The following is a 19,387-nucleotide window of genomic DNA, read 5'->3' on the forward strand; positions in this document are numbered from 1 at the left end:
CGCACCTTTACTCTTCGTAATAATTTCCATCGATAGCAAATCGGGCTATGATACATAGCCCGATCCGCTATACGTTATTTCCAACGGCGCTCTGTATAGCCGCGTTCCTTGAACACTGCATTATATTCTTCGATGATCTGAGATCCGCCGCGCGACAGATATTCATTAACTACGGCATCCCAATCGGAAATCGGACGTTGGCCGACGATCATTTTAGTCTGTTCGTTCATGAGGAACTGCATCAGCTCTGCGCCTTTCGCCGCTTCCGTCTCGGACACGACCCCTACGTTCGGCTGGAAGTATTGCTTATAGTCTTTGCTCATCTTCACGAGATCGGTTGTTGCCTGAATGAGCTTCGGCTCCGTGTAGGCCGACTCGAACTCGGGATCCTGATCCGGAAGCACCCATGCCGTGTTGTCCTGGAAGTAGTGGTAAGGCTGACTGCCCTTCTCCGGCTCAATGACTTTACGCTTGCCGTCCGCAACCTCGTAGCCTGCGCCTTCGCCGCCGTAGAACCAGTCATGATCCGCATTGGAAGCATTTTGTTCGGCCATTGGGTAGAACTGACGGGAGAACTCATGCATGTCGAGAATTTTCTTCAGCTTCTCGGGATCATCCTTCAGCTTGGCGTTAAATGCATTGAAGCGAGCATAACCCTTGCCGCCAACAAATCCTTGAGAGCCGTCTGGCGCCAGGAATGGAGGAAGCACTGCAAATTCCGCATCCGGCGAAATCTCGAGCAAGCTTGTCATGTAGTCCTGGGACATGCCTCTTGGCGCAACCAGGAACAGGCCAGCCTTGCTGGAATAAAACTCATTATTCGTATCCGCCCAGTTAATAACGGCGAAGTCCGGCGTCAGCGCCTTTGCTTGATACAGCTTGTTAAAGAATTCGATAAGTTCCTTGCGGCCTTGCGAGATCATGCCAGGAATGTAATTCCCTTTCTCGTCCTGGTGGTAGTAAGAATCGAACTGCCAGTACGGCCCCATAGCATAGTTCGGGTTGATGTTCTGTCCGATTGCCATGCCATACGTATCCTTATTGCCGTTCTTATCCGGATCGTCGTTCGTGAAAGCGATGAGCGTGCTAGCCAGTTCCTCATAGTTCGTCGGAACGGGCAGACCCAGGTTGTCGAGCCAATCCTTACGGATATAGAAAGAGCTTGACTCTGTCGGAGACCAGGACGGAATGCCGTAGATTTTGCCATCGATGGTGAATGGCGCCCAAAGCTCATCCGGAATGGCCTTCAGCGATGGATACTGATCGATATAGTCGTTCAGCTCAAGGAACGCGCCTTGCTTCGCCCAGCGAGGGAAATTATCCGCGCGGCTGGCCTCGAAGCCGATCATATCCGGCATCGACCCGGAGGAAACGACTGCGCTCAGCTTCTCTGGATACGTTTCCGCCGGAACCTTTTCAACGAAGTAGTCCACGTTAAACTTTTCATTCAGCTTCTTCAAGCCTTCACCGTCATTAGGTGCTGGGTTTCCATAAATGTACGTAATGCCGCTAATCTTATGAACCTTCTCTGGCGCCGCGCTTTCCGCCGGCGTCGACTGCGTCGGACTTGGCTTCTCGCTGCTGCTGCCGCCAGCATTGTTTCCGTTCGAGCATGCTGCCGAAACCAACATTGCGGCAGCTACTGTCGATACGAGGTACGCTTTCTTTTTCATCGTCGAACCCTCCATTTTTGTCTTTTCACAACTTCCCATCATTGCCTGCTCATGCTCGCCTAGCCAATCGGACTGCCCGCTACACCACATAGGCTAGCCCTTTACCGAACCGAGCATCACCCCCTTGGCAAAATGCTTTTGCAGAAACGGATACACAATCAAAATCGGGAGCGTTGCCATTAAAATCGCAGCCATCTGGATCGTCACCGGAGGAGGCGGATTCTCTAGCATGAGCATCGCTTCGTTGCCTAACGCTGCGGTCGCCTCGTTCATAATGACAATCTGCCTCAGAACGACCTGGATCGGCCATTTGGAGGAATCATTCAAATAGAGAACGCCTTCAAAGTACTTGTTCCAATAGCCTACCGCATAAAACAATCCGAAGGCGGCCAGCGACGGCTTGGACAGCGGCAGCATAATGCTTGTAAATATCCGCAGCTCGCTCGCGCCGTCAATTAGGCCGGCTTCCGTCAGCTCGTTCGGTATACTTAAGAAAAACTGTCTCATCACGATCAAGTTGAAAGCACTGATCGCCGACGGAATGATAAGCGACCATGTCGAGTTCATCAACCCGACTTCCTTTACGACCAGATACGTCGGAATCATGCCAGCGTTAAACAGCAAAGTGAAAATAATTAGCAGCAATATAATGCGTTGTCCGGTCACGTTTCTCGTTAGACCGTATGCCATGGTGGCCGTCAGCAGCAGACTGACAACGGTGCCCACAATTGTGATGTACGACGAGACGCCCAATGAGCGAATAAAGTTGTTGGAGGCAAGAATCGTCTGATACGCATCCGTCACCCAATGGGTCGGCCACATAATAAATTCTTTCTCCAACACATCCCGCAAGGATGAGAACGATACGGAGAAAATATGCAGGAATGGGAACACCATTAACAGCGCAACGATAGCAAGCAGCAGCCAGTTGGCAGCGTCAATTATTCGATCGGTTATAGACCGGTTATACATAGATGCAAATCACCCGACCCTCTCTTTAGAATTAATACAGTCCATCTTCGCCGAACCGCTTGGCGATCCGGTTTGCAATGACCACGAGCACGAGGCCGACGGCGCCCTTGAACATGCCTACCGCTGTCGCAAAACTGACATCGCCTTGCTGAATCCCCTTGAAGTACACATAAGTATCAAGGACGTTGCCGGTATCCATATTAAATGGATTAAGCATCAGGAAAATCTGCTCAAAGCCCAGGTCTAGCACGTTACCCAAACGAATAATAAACATGATCACAATAACGCCGCGAATGGACGGGAGCGTAATATGCCATAGCTGCCTCCAGCGATTGGCGCCGTCGATAACGGCCGCTTCATAAAGGCTCGTATTGACCCCGGCCAGCGCGGCCAGAAATATAATCGTGCCCCAACCGGATTCCTTCCAGATGATCTGCAATGTGATCAGCGGCTTAAAGAACGCGGGATCCGTCAGAAACGGGATGGCTTCTATCCCGAACCATGAGCCCAGCACGGTGTTAATCAGACCTTCTCCCCGCAGGAATACGGTGAAAATCCCCGCTACGACGACCCATGACAAGAAGTGGGGGAGGTAAACCATCGATTGCACAAATCGCTTGTATGTGCCGTTACGCACCTCATTGAGCATGAGCGCAAGCACAATCGATACCGGGAATGCGACTAAAATTTGCAGAAGCGCGATATTGATCGTGTTCCAGAGCACTCTTATAACTTCATCATCTTCGAAAATACGGGCGAAGTGGGCAAAGCCGACCCAGTCGCTCGCCCATATCCCTGCAAACGGGTTGAAATCCTTGAATGCGATTACAAGACCGGCCATCGGAAGATAGCGGAACACAAGGAAATATAAGATGCCTGGCCATATCAGCAAATGAACGTAACGTTCCTTCCATAACCGCAGACCTATTCTTCCCCATGCGCTTCGCGACTTCGTGCTTCCCTGAACCGGGACTGTTGTTCGTATCATTACTTGCTCAGCACTCCTCGCTTTTCGTAAATTTTGATCGTTATTTGAACATGTATTTTACCTGTATTTTATAGCGTGTGCCTATGACTGTCAATCCTTTTTTTAAAAATGAATGCGTTTTCGATCGCACAATTGTAAGCGAATTCAAATAATAACCTGATTCCGCCTAACCAATGCGTCTAGCGGGAACGACTGCCGCCTAGGGCAACCGTTCCACCTTTCCTTCGCCATCAAGGCGCCTTAATATGCGTCGGCAGCGTCTCCCGTAATCCGGGCGCAAATAAGCCGTGTCCCCGTCTTATGTGCAGGAACACGGCTTATCTGTTGCTCGAATAGTTTGCGAAAAGAGAACCAGCGTCTGAAAACGGAGGCAGAAAATTGAAATGGTGATAGGTGTTACTCAAGCTGTTATTATGCTCTGTTATACGCATCATCCCATGGATTAAATACGGAACCCTGACAACGCTCAATATCTTGAACATTTCGAGTAACAACGATCAGATTATGAGTAATCGCAGTTGCTGCTATAAGGCTATCCATCGCAGGAAGTTTTACTCCGTTCCTTTCTGAAATTCCTTGTATCCTGCCCCATGTTAATACAACGTCCAGCTCGATAGGCAAAATCCTTCCTTCAAATCGTTTTTTCAGATCTTGGTTCACCCAGGTTTGCAACCGATCTGCTCGAGACTTATCACTCAATTTACTAATTCCTTTTTGTAATTCACCGAATGTGATAACGCTCAAAAATAAATTCATCTCATCACATTTTTCTATCCAAAGAAGAACACCTGGGTTAGGCTCCTTTTTGACCAATTCTGATATGACATTAGTATCCAGAAGATATTTCATATATCTACCTCTCGCGAAGGGGCTGTACTTCTTTCCAAATCAAGTTGTAAATCATCAGAAAAAGGTGATTCTTGAAAAAAATCTGTTAGACTGGATTTCATTTGTGTGAGCCGATTATACTCTTCAATTGACAAAATGATTGCAGTGGGTTCGCCTCGTACGCTAATGATTTGAGCTCCTTCGTCCCTAGCCTTTTTAACAACGTAGCTCAATTTGTTCTTCGCCTCTTGTAGTTGCCATTGCATTATCGATCCCTCCAATAATCTAGACAGTCTAGCCATATTATAACACAGAATACCTTATTATAATCGCCTTATTTTTAGAACTAACCAGCGTTGTCGCGATCTGATCGAGATCCATGAGACCGATGAATTCCCGGGTCGGCTGTCGTCTATATAAACGAAGGCATAAATGAACACAAACTAATTTGACGAAGAGGTGTTTTGAAGATGGCATTAACGTCCGCATTCACGAGCTTCAACCTGCCTGTAAAAAACGTAGAACAATCGAAAGCGTTCTTCACCGGACTTGGATTCGAGCTCAACCTGCAATTTCCTGAGAGCGAGAATTCGGTAGCCATCGTGATCGGCGACAACCTGCAGGTCATGCTGATCAATCAAGCATTCTTTAATACGCTCACGGAGAGGGAATCCGTCGATACGAGCAAGTATGCGCAGATGACGATTGCATTGGCCTTCGAGAGTCGGGAAAAGGTCGATGAAATCGTGAATACCGCGGTCTCCTTGGGCGGAAAATTGCACGCTGAACCTGAAGATCATGGGTTCATGTATCATTGGGGCTTCGTGGACTTGGACGGCCATCTGTGGGCCATTAACTACATGAACATGGATGCGGCACAAGGTTAAGGCTAACGGATATCACGTTCATACTAGGGTTCATAAAGAAAGACGCCGGGTATCTTCCCCGGCGTCTTCTTTGCGATGATTAGTTTTCATTCATGATGGGAATATCGACAAATCCAGCTTGCGAATGCGTGCAAAGTCGGAAATCAAATCGACCTCGGAGATCTTCCCGTTCTTGAGCGTAAATTGGAGTACGTAAAGAAGTTTTCCCTGCGGAGCGGCGATGACGCCTATAGAACCGTTCACGAGAGCCACCTGAGCCGCTTTCGCCCGTCCCGATACATGCTTGGCCAATGCTGCAGCGCCTCGAATCACTCGAACAGCTTCAAACTGACGATCATCTCGAAGTACGACGTCTGGATCGAGCGTTGTAATCAACGTATCGAAATCGCCTGCGTACGCCGCAGAGAGGAATGCGTCGACCAGCTCGCGTTGGCTCGACAGATCGGGATTCAAATGCGAAACGTCCCCATGGACTCGACGGCGTGCCCGGCTTGCAAGTTGTCTGGTCGCCATCTCAGATTTCCCTACGATCGGGGCAATTTCGGTAAATGGCATCATAAAAATATCGTGAAGCACGAATGTAATGCGTTCCGCTGGATTCAGCTTACCGAGCACGACCAGCATCGCGAGACCAACAGATTCCGCCATCAACGCTTCCTGTTCAGGATTGCCTCGAGCTTCATCGCTTACGATTGCCTCGATCAAGTATCCTTCCAACGCTTCCTCCCTTCTGGCTTTTCGTGTACGAAGCATATCAAGGCATACTCGAGAAACAACCGTTGTCAGCCAGCCTCCAAGGTTCTTGAGATCGGTGGTATCCGATCGACTTAAGCGGAACCAAGATTCTTGCACCGCATCCTCCGCTTCGCTCAACGATCCAAGCATTCGATAAGCCACCCCCTGAAGATGGGAGCGATGCGCTTCGAATTGCTCAGCCAACCAATCCTGCGTAGCACTCATCTTCCAGTCCTTCTTCCTAATGGATTTTTCCCGAACATGTCACAAACCCGAGTTTTGATCCGTCAACTTAGTGAGGGCCGATTACCGGCACCGACATTTAACAAAGGAGTGTTTCCAATGAAACCAAGAATGAACAACCCCGCCATGATTTTACCAGAAGCAAGTCAAGCCCTACAAGCGCTTGGCAAAGCCTTGTTCGGATCTGCAGCGGTTGTGGGACTCCCGAACAAGACATTGTTTCTTGCTTATCTCCGTGCGAGCCAAATCAATGGAGACAGCGTGTGCGTCGATCTCCACTCGCGCAATGCGCAAGCGGCAGGCGAAACGGCAGATCGACTTCTCGCCGTTTCGGCATGGCGTGAAACTTCCCACTTCAATGACGCGGAACGAGCAGCCCTTGCGCTCAGCGAAGCCGTTACCCGAATTAACGACAGAGCAGATTCCGTGCCTGATGAAATCTACGACGAGGCTTCCAGACATTACCAAGAACAGGAATTGGCGACTCTGATCGCAGGTATTGCAACAGCCAACCTATATAATCGCCTAAATGTCACGACAAAGCAGATTGTTGCCACTTCGCTCGCCAATTGAAGATAGAACAGGAAAAGGACGACTCACTGTAGTCGTCCAATCCCCATTGTTTGATGCCAAGAGGCCGTCTAGGCTTCACAAATAAACCAAGCAAATTATCAAAAAACTTGCCGTTACTTGTGATAAAGTTCACCGTGTTTGATCTTAAACTAAACTGCACCGTTAGCTTAATGGGGCGTTGCCGGTCTATTCCTTTATTTTTCAATCCAACTGTTCGAAGAAAATAAAGTATTAGACTGGCGTTGTTGATTTGACACGGTTTTTGAGTTTAAAAATCGTCAGCTCTTGAGAATTAAGTTTTAGACTCCAATCCTTGTGAAGCAATATTTAATTTTGAAATGTAAAATAAAGTATTAGACTAGAACTTATCCGAACTGTAGCAGTATCCGATCACTAAATGGGCATCCCTAGGTTTGTTGAAGTAGACTCAATCCGAAGCTATAAATCCATCCCTCAGGAGTTAGTTGAATAGTTTTTCTTCTTTTATCATTCTCATCAGTTGACCTCGTGACTAAGTTATATTGTTCGAGACTATTAATGTATGGTCTCATGCTATTAATACTTTTAAATCCAAAACTTTCGTAGTCACTAAGAGTAAATTCTCCACCCATTTCTGCCGCAGATATAAATGTCTTTAAGGTAGTTGGCGTAATGTTCTTTCTTAAGGATTCAACCTTCTTTTTACTTTTCACTTCAAGCCAAGTAAAGTACATTTGCTTCTTTTCTTCATATGTCTGTGGATTATGGGAATAGTCGGAAATCCAATTACAATAATCATCACAATAACTGAGTGTATGACGCGTGTTTTCTTTCAATAACTCGAATAAATGGCTAAATTCATCAGTATTTAAAGGTAAGTAAATATCTTCACTTTGAGCATATTTTTTAACTCTTGATTGAAGAATCTCGGAGGAAAACTTCTTATCAATTCCATATAACTCAATTGGAGGGCTTAATCTACCTTCAAGCCTAGGAGAAGACATTAATCCATACACAATCCCCAATGCCCCACTAAGTATCCACCTTATACCGGTATAACCGAATAACGTATCCCTGAATTCCTCAATTTTTTTACGAGCATCATCAGACGTATTCAACAACTCTAAGTTATCTAGGATGCAAACAACTCCCCCATTTGTGTTATAGGGGAATATTTCCTTTAACCAATTCAATATTTTTATCCTAAATTCAACTCTTGCACTACCAATTACACTAATTTTCATGTCTTTAAAGTATTGCTCCATTGGTTCAACTTGACTTAACCAAATATTAATATTTTTTGACGACGATCGATAACCACTTTCAGCAAGTTCATGCCCCTTTGTTAATAATGTTTGAAATACTTTAAGAAGCACTTCATCAATAAACTCCTCAGAATCTTTATCTGAAGTCATTTGAATAGGTTCAGAACAAGGGACCAAAAAAACACCCTCACCTGATTCTAAGTAATCATTATACATTGCATAGGCGGTAATGTTTGCAAGGGAAGTCTTTCCAATACCATTATTGCCTTCGACTGTTATAATGTTTGAAGAGCTAGCTAATCGTCTCTTAATTTTATTTAAGTCATCTTGTCTTCCAATTAATAACTCCTTACCCTCATTATTCGCAGGTAACGGATTAGTATCGAAGGGTGATCTCTTAAAGCCCCATTCATTGTACATGAAGTTATTCTTCCTTTTCTCTCTGAATATACTGCTACACACTTTGCAAAAGTTTCTTACAAACCGACATAATCGCACCCTTTGCAAGTAATGCTTCCGTTTCATCCAACTGTAATCCCATGTTTTTTTCAAGAAGGGGATGAACAAAGTTCCGGTAATCTCGCAAAACTTGATGAATCGTATTCTCAGTTGTACGATCCAATAAATTGATATCAACAGCAACATTGATTAGGTCTTTTAATTTCCACTTATTAAGTCTTAATACCGTATTCGTTCCTCTTTCTTTTGGAGCTCTTCGAGCTAGTATAGCCCTAGAATTGTGGATTGGATTACTTATCACATCAAATAAAATAGCTTCTAAGATACTTCCAGCTAATATAACTGCACTTTTCCACGCTCGGTCAAGTATCAATTTCGTTGCGAGGTCGTGAAAATCTCTGGTAGCAAAGGCTTTCAACTCTGGATCAACCATAAACGATAGATCAATCATTGTTGATGCAACGATTTGACCATATGAACTTAGATTATTAATTAATTGTGTTGTTTTATCACGTAAATTTGTTTTAAATATATCAGTTAAAGTCAAACCAGCAGCTTGTTTTGAAAAATTATCAAAGTCCGATTTTAAAAATAAAAATTGTGTTCGATATGATGGAGCAAATTCCATTATATTTAACATTGATAACTCTGTAGTAATAAAAGAAAAGTATTTTGTGTAGTACAAGCCTTTAGCAGATTTGAAATCCTCGCTCTCTATAGCATCCAGCAAATCATTGCATAATTCAACAATATGTCCGACCATTTTTCCTCCAGATTCCCTATAATTCCTATTAATTTATTATACCTAATCTCTTACAATTTTCGAGTGTTTTTTATTCAATAAGGTTTTCTATTCTAAAGGCGCAGCCCTTTTAGCTACGCCTGATGTCTGTTAGTATTTAAATTCTTCTGTCTCTGCCTGCGCCATTAACTCTGCCTGTTGAAGCACCAAATCAATTGCCATCTTTTCAAGATCAGGCGGATATCCATATTTTTTCAACAGTCTTTTAACCGTAATCCGCATCTGAGCCCGTACATTCTCCCGCAGAGTCCAGTCAACCTTGATATTGTTCTTGATAGCCTGGGTCAACTCGTGAGCAATTTGCTTAAGAACTAGATCTCCCATTAGCTCTTTTGCAGCCTCATTGGAAGCCAACGCGTCATAGAAGGCTACTTCCTCCTTGATAAGCCCGAGATCTTCGCCACGCTTGACGGCAGCGTTCATCTCCTTGGCCATCTGGATTAGCTCTTCAATTACCTGCGTCGTCTCAATAGTACGATTATTGTATTTACGAATAGCTTCTTCAAGCATTTCTGAGAATTTCTTTGACTGTACAATGCTGGTGCGAGATACAGCCTTTACTTTGCCCTGAAGGAGCCTTCTCAGCAATTCGACAGCGAGGTTCTTCTGCTTCAATCCCCGGACATGCTCAAGGAATTCATTCGACAAAATCGCGATGTTCGGCTTCTGCAAGCCAACCGCTTCGAGAATATCGACGACTTCATCGGACATGACCGATTTAGAAATCAACTGGTTCAATTCCGCATCCAGCTCGTTTGTCGTTTTCTTCTTGTTCTCAGTCGTGATGATTTTGACGATGCCTGATTTTACAGCCTTGTAAAAGCTGATTTCCAGGTTGACCGATTCTGCAGCTTCCGTCGTAGCGCACAGTGCATAAGCCTTCGCCAACTCCATCGTCCAATTGACAAAATTACGTTTGCCTTGGTCACCAAGTCCAAGCACATAGTCTACTGTCTCGACGATTGCCTTCATCCGCTCGGAGGCTTTTTCCAATTCAAATTTCGAAAAGTCGTGCCCATGTAACTGTTCACGAATAAGTTGTATCCGCTCCAGCATGAAATCGACAGCTTGATCGGTATCGATCCCTGCAGTCTTGCTATCATTTTCCGTGTATTGCTGGAGTGCCGACTTCAACATATCTGCAATACCGATGTAATCCACGATTAGCCCGCCCGGCTTGTCACGGAATACTCGGTTAACGCGAGCAATAGCCTGCATCAGGTTATGACCCTTCATTGGCTTATCGATGTACATCGTGTTCATAATCGGTACATCAAACCCGGTCAACCACATATCGCGCACAATGACGATCTCCAGAGGATCATTCAAGTCCTTCATTCGCTTGGCTAGATGTTCTCGACGCCGCTTTGTCCCGATATAAGGTTGCCATTCAGCAGGATCGCTTGAGCTTCCAGTCATGACGATTTTGATTTTGCCTTCATTGTCATCATAACTATGCCAGTCCGGACGAAGAGTAATAATCTCTTTGTAGAGATCGATGGCAATACGTCTAGACATAACGACGATCATCGCTTTGCCGAACATAGCTCCTTTGTGCTGCTCGTAATGGTCAACCATGTCCTTGGCGACCTTTTTGATACGTTTCTCTGCACCAGCAAGCGCCTCAAGGCGCGCCCATCTGGACTTGAGCTTCTCTTGCTGAGAATACTCTTGATACTCAGTAATCTCTTCGTACTCTTCATCGATAACTGGACGCTCATTATCCGATAGCTCCAACCGTGCGATACGGCTCTCATAGTAAATCTTTACTGTAGTACCATCTTCCACAGCCCGGGTCATGTCGTAGACGTCGATATAATCCCCGAAAACTGCCGGAGTGTTCTTATCCGTCAACTCAACCGGCGTTCCGGTATATCCAATGTAAGAAGCGTTTGGCAATGCATCACGCATATATTTCGCATAGCCGTACTTAATGCTGGCTTCCTCATCCGATGCGACCATTTCAGCTTGAAAGCCGTATTGACTGCGGTGTGCTTCGTCCGCTATTACGATGACATTACGACGGTCCGTAAGTACAGGGTACTTGTATTCGCCTTCTTCAGGCGTGAACTTATGAACCGTTGTAAAAATAATTCCACCTGCCTCCACCGAAAGCAGCTGTTTTAAGTGAGTACGCTCTTCGGCGTGTTGCGGGGTTTGACGGAGCAAATCTTTCGATTTGCTGAATGTAGCATACAACTGATCGTCGAGATCGTTACGGTCTGTTACAACAACAATCGTCGGATTATCAAGTGTCAGAACCAGTTTCCCTGCGTAAAAGACCATGGAAAGGCTCTTGCCCGAGCCTTGTGTATGCCAGATAACTCCGATCTTGCGGTCGCCATCCTCCAGTGTCGCTCTTTCCGTAGCGGTAATCGCCTTATTCGTGGCATGGTACTGATGGTAACCGGCCAATATTTTGAATAGACGTTCACCATCAGTCTGAAACAGAACAAAATGCTTGATGATGTCCAGAAGACGACTTTTCTCGAACATGCCCTTAATCAACACTTCGAGCTGAGGCTGGGAGGAGGAGGCCACTTCCTCGCCATCAATGGTTCGCCACATCATGAACCGTTCCTCGTCAGCCGTCAAAGTGCCTACTCTGGCATTTACACCGTCACTGATGACCATAAAAGAGTTGTACGTGAATAGGGACGGGATCGCCTTTTTATAGGTCTGCACCTGATTGTACGCATCACTGATTCCCACTTCTTCATTGGAGGCGCTCTTCAGCTCCAGCACCGCAATCGGAAGGCCATTGACGAACACCACTACATCCGGACGCTTATCCACTTGGTTCTCAATGACCGTAAACTGATTCACAACTAGAAAATCGTTATTATCCACGCGGTCCGGATTCGTATCGAACAACCAAACTTTTTCAGTCAGGTAGTCGCCATTGGCATTCCGATACTGAACATCAATGCCGTCCGTGACCATTTTCTGAAACGCTTTGTTGTTGATCATTAAGCTCGGGCTGCGAGGCACTTCGATGATACGAATCGCTTCCTCGATGGCCTCACGTGGCAGGTGCTTATTGATGCGAATAAGCGATTCACGAAGGCGTTCTATCAGGATGACATCCTGATAGAACTGTCTTTCCGGATATTCTCCTTCTGGTGAAATCTCGGGACCGTAAGCTTTGTTATAGTTCAGTTCTTCGAACCATTCCAATGCGGCTTGTTCGAGGTCGTTCTCTGTGTAGGATGTGGAGTAAAGGGCCATACTTGCACCTCCTTCGGTTATGAATTTGAGTATTGCGCTTTGCTTTCGGCTGCGATAGATAAGGCGAATGGTTGCGTAGAATACGATTGTTCTTGCTCTTCTGGCACTCGAACTTCGCCCGACATAAGTTTTGGGAGCAACACATCCCTAGCTTTAATAAGAATGTTGCTCTGCTCAAAGTTATTTCTAATTAGTTTAAACAATTCATTAGCAATATCATTAAATAAGAGCAACACATTCTTCGGAGGGATTATAACCTTAAGGCTATTCATGTTTTTCTGATTTATTTTAGGCTGTACTGCACCTGTGACGATTTGTCTTACATTCGTCCTTTTTAGCAATAGGTAAATGTACTCCTCTGAAAATGAAGAATCCCCTTTAAGTACATGAGCATGATTATTAACCCAGAATTTCCCCCATACATATTGGAGAACTGGAAATCCTGATTCGTCAATAACAGATCCATCTTCCCCCATAAGTACATATACTCCATCAAACAAATAATCGTCTACGTAATCCATCAATGACGCTGCTCCATAGTAGGGGTATACTTTTTCTCTTGATTCTCTTTCTTGCTTAGAAAGAGGAATTCGTTTGGAGTCAAAGCAAACCGTGATATCTCCAAAATTCCCAACTTTCCAACCCCTAGGAATCAACCCCAATTCACTTTCTTCAAACTCGCCACCGTTGGACTTATACGGTTCACCGTTTTCATTCGGCAACTCAAAATCCACAAACCAGCGTTTGAATAGGGCTTGGGCCATATCTTCAAGGTTTTTGTTAATAACGTTGTTAAGATCAATCTTATCGTCAATTTGTCTCAATAGCTTGGTAACAGACAATTGTGTTTCCAATGCAGGTACCTTGAGCTTAAACTTTTTCAAAGCAGGAATACGAATATTACTAACTACTGAGCCAGTACCTTCATGCATTTTAATTTGATTTTGTACTTCAGGTGCTAAAAGTGAGTAATATAAAAAGTAAGGCATAATAACATCAGCTTTTGCTTTAAGCTGAAGCATTCTTTGTCCAAGAAAAAACTTCTCATTTGAAGATTTAATAATTCCAACTTCCCCCATTGGGGCTTCTCTAGTTAGAATTACATCATCCTCAACGAGCTTACCTCTAACAGACCATGCTTCGTAGGTTTCTTCATTCACATACCTCGCATCATCTGAATTAATTCGACCATATCGAATGTTTGTAGTTCTTAACATTCTAAATTTAGTTTTGTAATCTACTACAGGCGCAGTTTTATGTTGGCAATCAGTAACTGTACATAATGCATCTAATTCTAACGTTCGCCATTCTTGATTCTCAAAACTCAAACCCAATCCCCCCAAGCTGCTTACGAATCCCGTCTTCCAGATGACGCGATTTGACAAATTGCTCTGCCAACTCAGATGTCAGACGGGCCATTTTATCTTCAAACGGCTCGCTGTCTTCTTCGACATCCTCAATACCTACATATCGCCCAGGTGTTAAAATATATTCATGCTCATGCACTTCCGCAAGCTTCGCAGCTTTACAGAAGCCTTTAACATCCTCGTATGCTCCAGCTTCGGCCTGCCCGCGCCAAGCGTGATATAAATCGACTATCTTCTTGATATCTTCCGAAGTCATCTCTCGATGCGTACGATCGACCATCTGGCCCATTTTGCGGGCATCAATAAACAGAATTTCTCCGCGACGATCACGAAGCCCTCTTGGAGCTTTATTCTTCGCCATGAACCAGAGGCAGACAGGAATTTGCGTTGAATAGAATAACTGCCCTGGTAACGTAATAATACAATCTACTAGATCAGCATTGACCAGCTTGCTCCGAATGTCCAATTCAGCCGTGGTACCCGTGGACATGGAGCCGTTCGCCAAGACAAATCCGGCTATACCGCTTGGAGCCAGTTTATTTACCATGTGCTGAATCCAAGCATAGTTTGCATTGCTTCCTGGTGGAATACCATAAGACCATCGAGCGTCTTCTATTAACCGATCACCGCCCCAGTCACTTATATTGAACGGAGGATTGGCCAGTATGTAATCGGCCTTCAAGTTCTTGTGAAGATCGTTATGGAACGTATCTGAATGATGTTCCCCCAAGTTGCTATCGATTCCGCGGATCGCCAAGTTCATTTTACAAAGCTTCCAAGTCGTGGGATTGGATTCTTGGCCATATATTGCTATATCCCCAAGCTTACCTTGATGCTCTTCGACGAACTTTTCGCTCTGAACGAACATACCACCAGAACCGCAGCACGGGTCATAGACACGGCCCTTAAATGGCTCGATCATCTCAACGAGCAAGCGGACAACGCTATTGGGCGTATAGAATTCGCCGCCGTTCTTACCCTCAGCACTGGCGAACTTGCTAAGGAAGTATTCATATACACGGCCAAGCATATCCTTGGAACGGCTATCTTCATCGCCAACCTTGAACGAGAACAAGTCAATAACTTCACCTAGGCGTGTTTTATCAAGAGCAGGCCTTGCATAATCCTTCGGCAAAACACCTTTCAGCGATGTATTTTCCTTCTCGATGTCGATCATTGCTTGGTCAATTATTTGGCCGATTTCAGGTTTCTTCGCATTGTTCTTGATGTGGCTCCAACGAGCATCCTTAGGCACCCAGAAGATATTCGCGGCAACATACTCGTCACCATCTTCGGGATCCGCATATGGCTCATTCTTCAATGCTTCATATTTCTCTTCAAAAGCATCCGATACGTATTTAAGAAAAAGCAGACCTAACACGACGTGCTTATACTCCGCTGCATCCATGCTGCCGCGCAGTTTATCGGCCATGCTCCATAATTTTTCTTCAAAGCCCAAGTTCGCTGTTGCCATTCCTAAGTTTCCTCCTCAGTAAAGCTCGTTATAAAGTTTGTTTTTCACTTGTTCCCATCGACTCGTTGCCTCACGAATCGTTTGTTTAAACCGTTCGTTCTCCTCGTTATAACAATTCACTCGATTGACCTGCTCATCGATAGGGAGGAGAGGCAGTTCAATTTCACCTACATCTGAGGGATTTAAATTCATAACAGTCGTTCCTCGCTGGAAGCTCTGAATCATTGTTATTCCCACAGGGCTTTCCAGAAATATTTTTGCAAAGCCGCTTATCATGGACTCTTTGAATCGAATTACGATAATATTGGCAGAAGCAATCACCGTACTTTCTGCTTCTGGAAATATGGCAAGTTTATTCACTGTTCCACGGCAAGCCATGACGAGATCGCCGGGCAGGATCTCGTAGCGTTTGACCTTCCGTTCTTCTTCATCAATTGTCTCCAGCTGATCCAGTTTCACTTCGCCGTCTTCAATGTTGGAGATATTTAATACCTTGATGTTTCCAGCTTTTAGGTCCTGCTTGAGAATAGATTTTCCACGAAATATATCTGCAACATCCCGTAACTTCGCCTTAGGGACAGGTGCCTGTTGGAAGGACCGGAGTGTATCATGATCTTCATCAAGCAACATGTCGATTCGCCAGTTCTCAAGTTGCGCAAATGCTTCGGCGTGAATCGAAATTTCTCGTTCAGGCTCTAAGGACACCTTCTGAAGCTGTAAGCGACCTATAAGCACTTGCTCTGAAGGCGATCTCCCAAATTCAACCTGATACGTCTTGACCGATGTATAGGGTCGAAACAAACCATCGGGCAGCATATGTACGGATTGGACAGGGTAAGACTCATTCGTCTTCTCACGCCACTTTGCAATGCTCCCCGATTGAAACATCATCCTTGGGGGGAACGTCACGCTTATTCTCCCTGGGTCCCGCAACAGGGGAAGTAAGTGGTTAATAGCTACACCTTCCGAATCTCTAATGGTCGCATCTTTAACGTCATCCATCTTTAATCCAAAGTTCGGAATGGTTAAGATAGCATCGAACTTCTCCTGCAAAGGTAACGGCTGATAAATCGATCCCTGAATGATTTGGACATTAGGATAAGTTTCAAAATAAGTTTTCAACAACTTGGCGATGATGTAACTCTCGGTCAGCAGTGTAATCGTAAACGATTGCTTGTATAATCGAGTTTCCGCCAGACCACGCAAGTATTTCTCAACTTCTGTAATGAACAAGGTTCGGTAGAGGTTGCGTTCACACATGTCTTTAAATCTTTCAACAATGCTCGTATGAACGACAATGCCACCCGTAACTCGGTCTTGCTGTATCGTCTGTACGGCATAATCTAACAAGTCCATATCCTTGCCCACTTGATACAGTCTATAAAACAATTCCCGGTCACCGGGGAAGTGTCCGAACTCACGCTCACCAGCATACTGCTTCATCCACTGGAACAGCATTTCCGGTTCTAGAATCGATGTATGTGCTGCTCCTTGCAGCTCGAGCGACTTTCTTGTTTGAACAACCCGTACTGCTTCTCGAAGCAATTGATCCCGAGTCCCTATATCGTGAAGAAGACAAATATTCCAGAATGTTTCAATCAATGTATCACCCTCTAGCCCTAGGAACTTACACCTAAATAATACCACGCAATAATCCAGTATTACAATACTAAAATTAGATCTAACTACGGCGGATCTTCATATCAGCAGTTTTTGTAAGTTTTACACTTCTGTTTCGAGAATGTTATTCTGCTGTCGTTATTGTATTTCTTTGAAATTAACCTTTCTAAAATACTAATCCGTCTATGAGTTCTTAATGATCTACTAAGCTAGTTTTTCAAACCAAATTTACAGTAACATAGAAACCAATGCTTTTATTTCTGCGTATTTAGTATAAATTCATCTAGGGGTTGAAAAATATGACATCATATTATTCGTTGATAAGCGACTATAAAAAAGAATTTAATACATTCAAAGATGTTCGAAAAACTCTCCCTGAGCGGTGGTTAATCCTAATTGTATTCCTCTTTTTGTGTGCCTTATCTATTGCAATAATTGGGGTTTTGCTCGAATCAAAAATCTTAATATTTGTTTACTTGGCGATGATTGTACTAATAGTTCTTGGATTTCATAAAAAGATTAACTCTAAAAACTTCGATCGTATCAAAGAATATAACCGAAAAAAATTTACACATTTCCTCGCTAGTAGAGTAGCGATTACTGATGGCGACAGAGTAGCTATGCTTCGTGATTTACTTACTATATCAGGTCATCACTTAATTCGTACGAAACCCGGTTCTAAGATTAAGAATGGTTTTATTATTACAGTTATCTCTCCTATTTTAGGATTTATCCCAACTTTCTTTGAGTCAACTGATTGGAACAAATATGTAATCATTATCGTTGCCTTGTTCATTCTCATGGTAATAGGATTAATAGTTATGTTTTCGCCAGTCATCAATTTCTTGTTAAACCGAGGCTATCTTAAAGAGGAAGAATTTCGAGTTCGTGTAGAAAATTCACTTCTTAACTACAATGAAAACGATTGGGAGTACTAAGGTTCCATTAGTGGTCAAACTACATTCTGTAGCAATCTCCCAATCGACTTGATAAAATTCCCTTCAATTTTGAATTTCTCAATATCCTAGTCCTCTGCCTACTTTTATGAATCTGATTCGCGTCCGTGATTTCACGTTTACGCTTGGGCATGACGATAACACCTCCTAAAAAGAAAACAGGGCTACCCTAAGGCAGCCTCGTATGGAGTCATTTTCTCAGTACAAATTTTCCAAAAAAATAAAGTATTAGACTGCAATTGTTGATTTGACGTGGTTTTGAGCTAGAAAATCATCAGCGTTTGAGAAATAAGTTTTAGACTGACACCATTATTTTCACCTTCGGGAGCTCTAAACGAGAAAATAAAGTCTTAGACTGCCGCTACTTTGTTGAACTAACGTTCCTCGTAAAGACCCGATCCCACTATCAATGCCTTTTTGGCTTTCACATGCGTTCTCGTATTTGTCCTTTTCTTGTTAGGCCAGTAATCATCTGTATCTGTATTATATTAGAGAATCGTGTTATAATTTGTCAGAAATATTTACTCAATTAGAGAGGTAGAAACATGTCTAGATGCACAGCTCCAGTAAAGGGACATAGCTCAGCGAGTGCCGCAGAAAACTGTCCAGCGTGCAGAGGGCGTTATGGCCGAAGTGGTGGTGGCTACAGGTCCTATTCGCCCTCATCTTACTCCTCTTCCCCGACAATTGGGGGCAGCCGAAGCAGCGTTAGCGGTTCCGTCCGCAGTTCAAAACCGCGCTGGTCAGGAGCAGGTTCGGCCATATTGTACACGGCTGAAGAAGTTCGGGCACTCACACCAGTCCGCAACAGCGTCGAAAACCTGGCCAATCAGCCTGACCTTCGGGACGTCTTCCTTTGCCATGCGTGGGACGACCGGAAGGGAGCCGCCAAGGAACTTCACGATCTACTCGAGTCACATGGTGTTAAAGTCTGGTTCAGTGAGAAAGACGTTGGCCTCGGTGTGCCGTTGCTTCGCGCCATCGACAAAGGCTTGGCGAAATCGCGAGTTGGGATTGTGCTGGTGACACCTGCGATGCTACGCCGCCTCCCATCAGAGGGCATCGCCGACAAAGAACTTTCGGCACTCCTCGCGGGTGATCGGCTCATTCCGATTGTGCACGAGACAACGTATGAAGCTCTCCGCGAAGTCAGTCCCTTGCTCGGATCGCGAAGCGGCCTGAGCACTGCAGAAGAGCCAATGGCAGACGTAGCGGCCAAGCTCGCAGAGCTAGTCGCCCTCTAGGCTCTGTTGGTTTACTTAAGTTTGTTGAGCTACATGGACCTCAGTTACTTTGCAAACGCGGTTGCACCAATGTTTAAACCCAATGCAATTGCAT

16 protein-coding genes are annotated in these 19,387 nt (G+C 44.7%); 4 read left to right on the plus strand and 12 right to left on the minus strand.

Annotated elements, in window-relative coordinates:
- Nucleotides 1-74: 74 nt before the first annotated feature.
- The 5 genes from B1748_RS24890 to B1748_RS24910 form a co-directional block, all read right to left on the minus strand.
- Nucleotides 75-1,673 carry an extracellular solute-binding protein gene (locus B1748_RS24890; protein ID WP_179215816.1) on the minus strand — a complete coding sequence of 533 codons (1,599 nt, stop codon included), beginning with the start codon at nt 1,671-1,673 and terminating at the stop codon, nt 75-77.
- 93 nt (nt 1,674-1,766) lie between these two features.
- Entirely contained in the window at nt 1,767-2,645 is an 879-nt protein-coding gene (locus B1748_RS24895; protein WP_087570651.1) for a carbohydrate ABC transporter permease, read from the minus strand.
- 31 nt (nt 2,646-2,676) lie between these two features.
- Nucleotides 2,677-3,633, minus strand: a complete 957-nt coding sequence (locus B1748_RS24900) for an ABC transporter permease (protein WP_087570652.1) — start codon at nt 3,631-3,633, stop codon at nt 2,677-2,679.
- 411 nt (nt 3,634-4,044) lie between these two features.
- Nucleotides 4,045-4,482: a type II toxin-antitoxin system VapC family toxin gene (locus tag B1748_RS24905; RefSeq protein ID WP_087570653.1), complete on the minus strand. Its 438-nt coding sequence runs from the start codon at nt 4,480-4,482 to the stop codon at nt 4,045-4,047.
- Nucleotides 4,479-4,727, minus strand: a complete 249-nt coding sequence (locus tag B1748_RS24910; protein WP_256975908.1) for a type II toxin-antitoxin system Phd/YefM family antitoxin — start codon at nt 4,725-4,727, stop codon at nt 4,479-4,481. Before B1748_RS24910 ends, B1748_RS24905 begins: the two co-directional genes overlap by 4 nt.
- Nucleotides 4,728-4,931: 204 nt before the next feature.
- Here B1748_RS24910 and B1748_RS24915 point away from each other — a divergent pair, with 204 nt between their 5' ends.
- Nucleotides 4,932-5,348, plus strand: coding sequence for a VOC family protein (locus tag B1748_RS24915; protein ID WP_087570655.1), 417 nt, complete (start codon nt 4,932-4,934; stop codon nt 5,346-5,348).
- A 90-nt stretch (nt 5,349-5,438) separates the two neighbouring features.
- Here the strand turns inward: B1748_RS24915 and B1748_RS24920 are convergent, their stop codons facing one another.
- Nucleotides 5,439-6,308: a sigma-70 family RNA polymerase sigma factor gene (locus B1748_RS24920; RefSeq protein ID WP_087570656.1), complete on the minus strand. Its 870-nt coding sequence runs from the start codon at nt 6,306-6,308 to the stop codon at nt 5,439-5,441.
- A 117-nt stretch (nt 6,309-6,425) separates the two neighbouring features.
- Here B1748_RS24920 and B1748_RS24925 point away from each other — a divergent pair, with 117 nt between their 5' ends.
- Nucleotides 6,426-6,899, plus strand: coding sequence for a carboxymuconolactone decarboxylase family protein (locus B1748_RS24925; RefSeq protein ID WP_087570657.1), 474 nt, complete (start codon nt 6,426-6,428; stop codon nt 6,897-6,899).
- Between the two features lie 407 nt (nt 6,900-7,306).
- Here the strand turns inward: B1748_RS24925 and B1748_RS24930 are convergent, their stop codons facing one another.
- The 6 genes from B1748_RS24930 to B1748_RS37645 form a co-directional block, all read right to left on the minus strand.
- Entirely contained in the window at nt 7,307-8,563 is a 1,257-nt protein-coding gene (locus B1748_RS24930) for a helix-turn-helix domain-containing protein (RefSeq protein WP_087570658.1), read from the minus strand.
- Between the two features lie 34 nt (nt 8,564-8,597).
- Entirely contained in the window at nt 8,598-9,365 is a 768-nt protein-coding gene (locus B1748_RS24935) for a hypothetical protein (protein ID WP_087570659.1), read from the minus strand.
- A 129-nt stretch (nt 9,366-9,494) separates the two neighbouring features.
- Nucleotides 9,495-12,632 carry a type I restriction endonuclease subunit R gene (locus B1748_RS24940; RefSeq protein WP_087570660.1) on the minus strand — a complete coding sequence of 1,046 codons (3,138 nt, stop codon included), beginning with the start codon at nt 12,630-12,632 and terminating at the stop codon, nt 9,495-9,497.
- Nucleotides 12,633-12,649: 17 nt separating this feature from the next.
- Nucleotides 12,650-13,960, minus strand: coding sequence for a restriction endonuclease subunit S (locus tag B1748_RS24945; protein WP_143810383.1), 1,311 nt, complete (start codon nt 13,958-13,960; stop codon nt 12,650-12,652).
- Complete coding sequence (locus tag B1748_RS24950) at nt 13,950-15,473, minus strand: class I SAM-dependent DNA methyltransferase (protein ID WP_087570661.1); 1,524 nt, start codon at nt 15,471-15,473, stop codon at nt 13,950-13,952. The genes B1748_RS24945 and B1748_RS24950 overlap by 11 nt, the downstream gene beginning before the upstream one ends.
- A gap of 15 nt (nt 15,474-15,488) precedes the next feature.
- Nucleotides 15,489-17,075, minus strand: a complete 1,587-nt coding sequence (locus B1748_RS37645; protein ID WP_087570662.1) for a restriction endonuclease subunit S — start codon at nt 17,073-17,075, stop codon at nt 15,489-15,491.
- Nucleotides 17,076-17,392: 317 nt separating this feature from the next.
- Here B1748_RS37645 and B1748_RS24960 point away from each other — a divergent pair, with 317 nt between their 5' ends.
- Both B1748_RS24960 and B1748_RS24965 read left to right on the plus strand, forming a co-directional pair.
- The gene (locus B1748_RS24960) at nt 17,393-18,031 is read left to right on the plus strand and encodes a hypothetical protein (RefSeq protein WP_087570663.1); all 639 of its coding nucleotides are present in this window, start codon (nt 17,393-17,395) and stop codon (nt 18,029-18,031) included.
- 782 nt (nt 18,032-18,813) lie between these two features.
- Nucleotides 18,814-19,293 (plus strand): toll/interleukin-1 receptor domain-containing protein, encoded by a 480-nt coding sequence (locus tag B1748_RS24965; protein ID WP_256975910.1) that lies wholly within the window; start codon nt 18,814-18,816, stop codon nt 19,291-19,293.
- Nucleotides 19,294-19,387 lie beyond the last annotated feature (94 nt).

Source organism: Paenibacillus sp. MY03 (assembly GCF_002165585.1).
GTDB lineage: Bacteria > Bacillota > Bacilli > Paenibacillales > Paenibacillaceae > Pristimantibacillus > Pristimantibacillus agaridevorans.

Coding starts and splice junctions, on each gene's coding strand:
- B1748_RS24890 (WP_179215816.1), bottom strand. CDS start 1,673: ATGAAAAAGAAAGCGTACCTCGTATCGACAGTAGCTGCCGCAATGTTG.
- B1748_RS24895 (WP_087570651.1), bottom strand. CDS start 2,645: ATGTATAACCGGTCTATAACCGATCGAATAATTGACGCTGCCAACTGG.
- B1748_RS24900 (WP_087570652.1), bottom strand. CDS start 3,633: ATGATACGAACAACAGTCCCGGTTCAGGGAAGCACGAAGTCGCGAAGC.
- B1748_RS24905 (WP_087570653.1), bottom strand. CDS start 4,482: ATGAAATATCTTCTGGATACTAATGTCATATCAGAATTGGTCAAAAAG.
- B1748_RS24910 (WP_256975908.1), bottom strand. CDS start 4,727: ATGCAATGGCAACTACAAGAGGCGAAGAACAAATTGAGCTACGTTGTT.
- B1748_RS24915 (WP_087570655.1), top strand. CDS start 4,932: ATGGCATTAACGTCCGCATTCACGAGCTTCAACCTGCCTGTAAAAAAC.
- B1748_RS24920 (WP_087570656.1), bottom strand. CDS start 6,308: ATGAGTGCTACGCAGGATTGGTTGGCTGAGCAATTCGAAGCGCATCGC.
- B1748_RS24925 (WP_087570657.1), top strand. CDS start 6,426: ATGAAACCAAGAATGAACAACCCCGCCATGATTTTACCAGAAGCAAGT.
- B1748_RS24930 (WP_087570658.1), bottom strand. CDS start 8,563: ATGTACAATGAATGGGGCTTTAAGAGATCACCCTTCGATACTAATCCG.
- B1748_RS24935 (WP_087570659.1), bottom strand. CDS start 9,365: ATGGTCGGACATATTGTTGAATTATGCAATGATTTGCTGGATGCTATA.
- B1748_RS24940 (WP_087570660.1), bottom strand. CDS start 12,632: ATGGCCCTTTACTCCACATCCTACACAGAGAACGACCTCGAACAAGCC.
- B1748_RS24950 (WP_087570661.1), bottom strand. CDS start 15,473: ATGGCAACAGCGAACTTGGGCTTTGAAGAAAAATTATGGAGCATGGCC.
- B1748_RS24960 (WP_087570663.1), top strand. CDS start 17,393: ATGACATCATATTATTCGTTGATAAGCGACTATAAAAAAGAATTTAAT.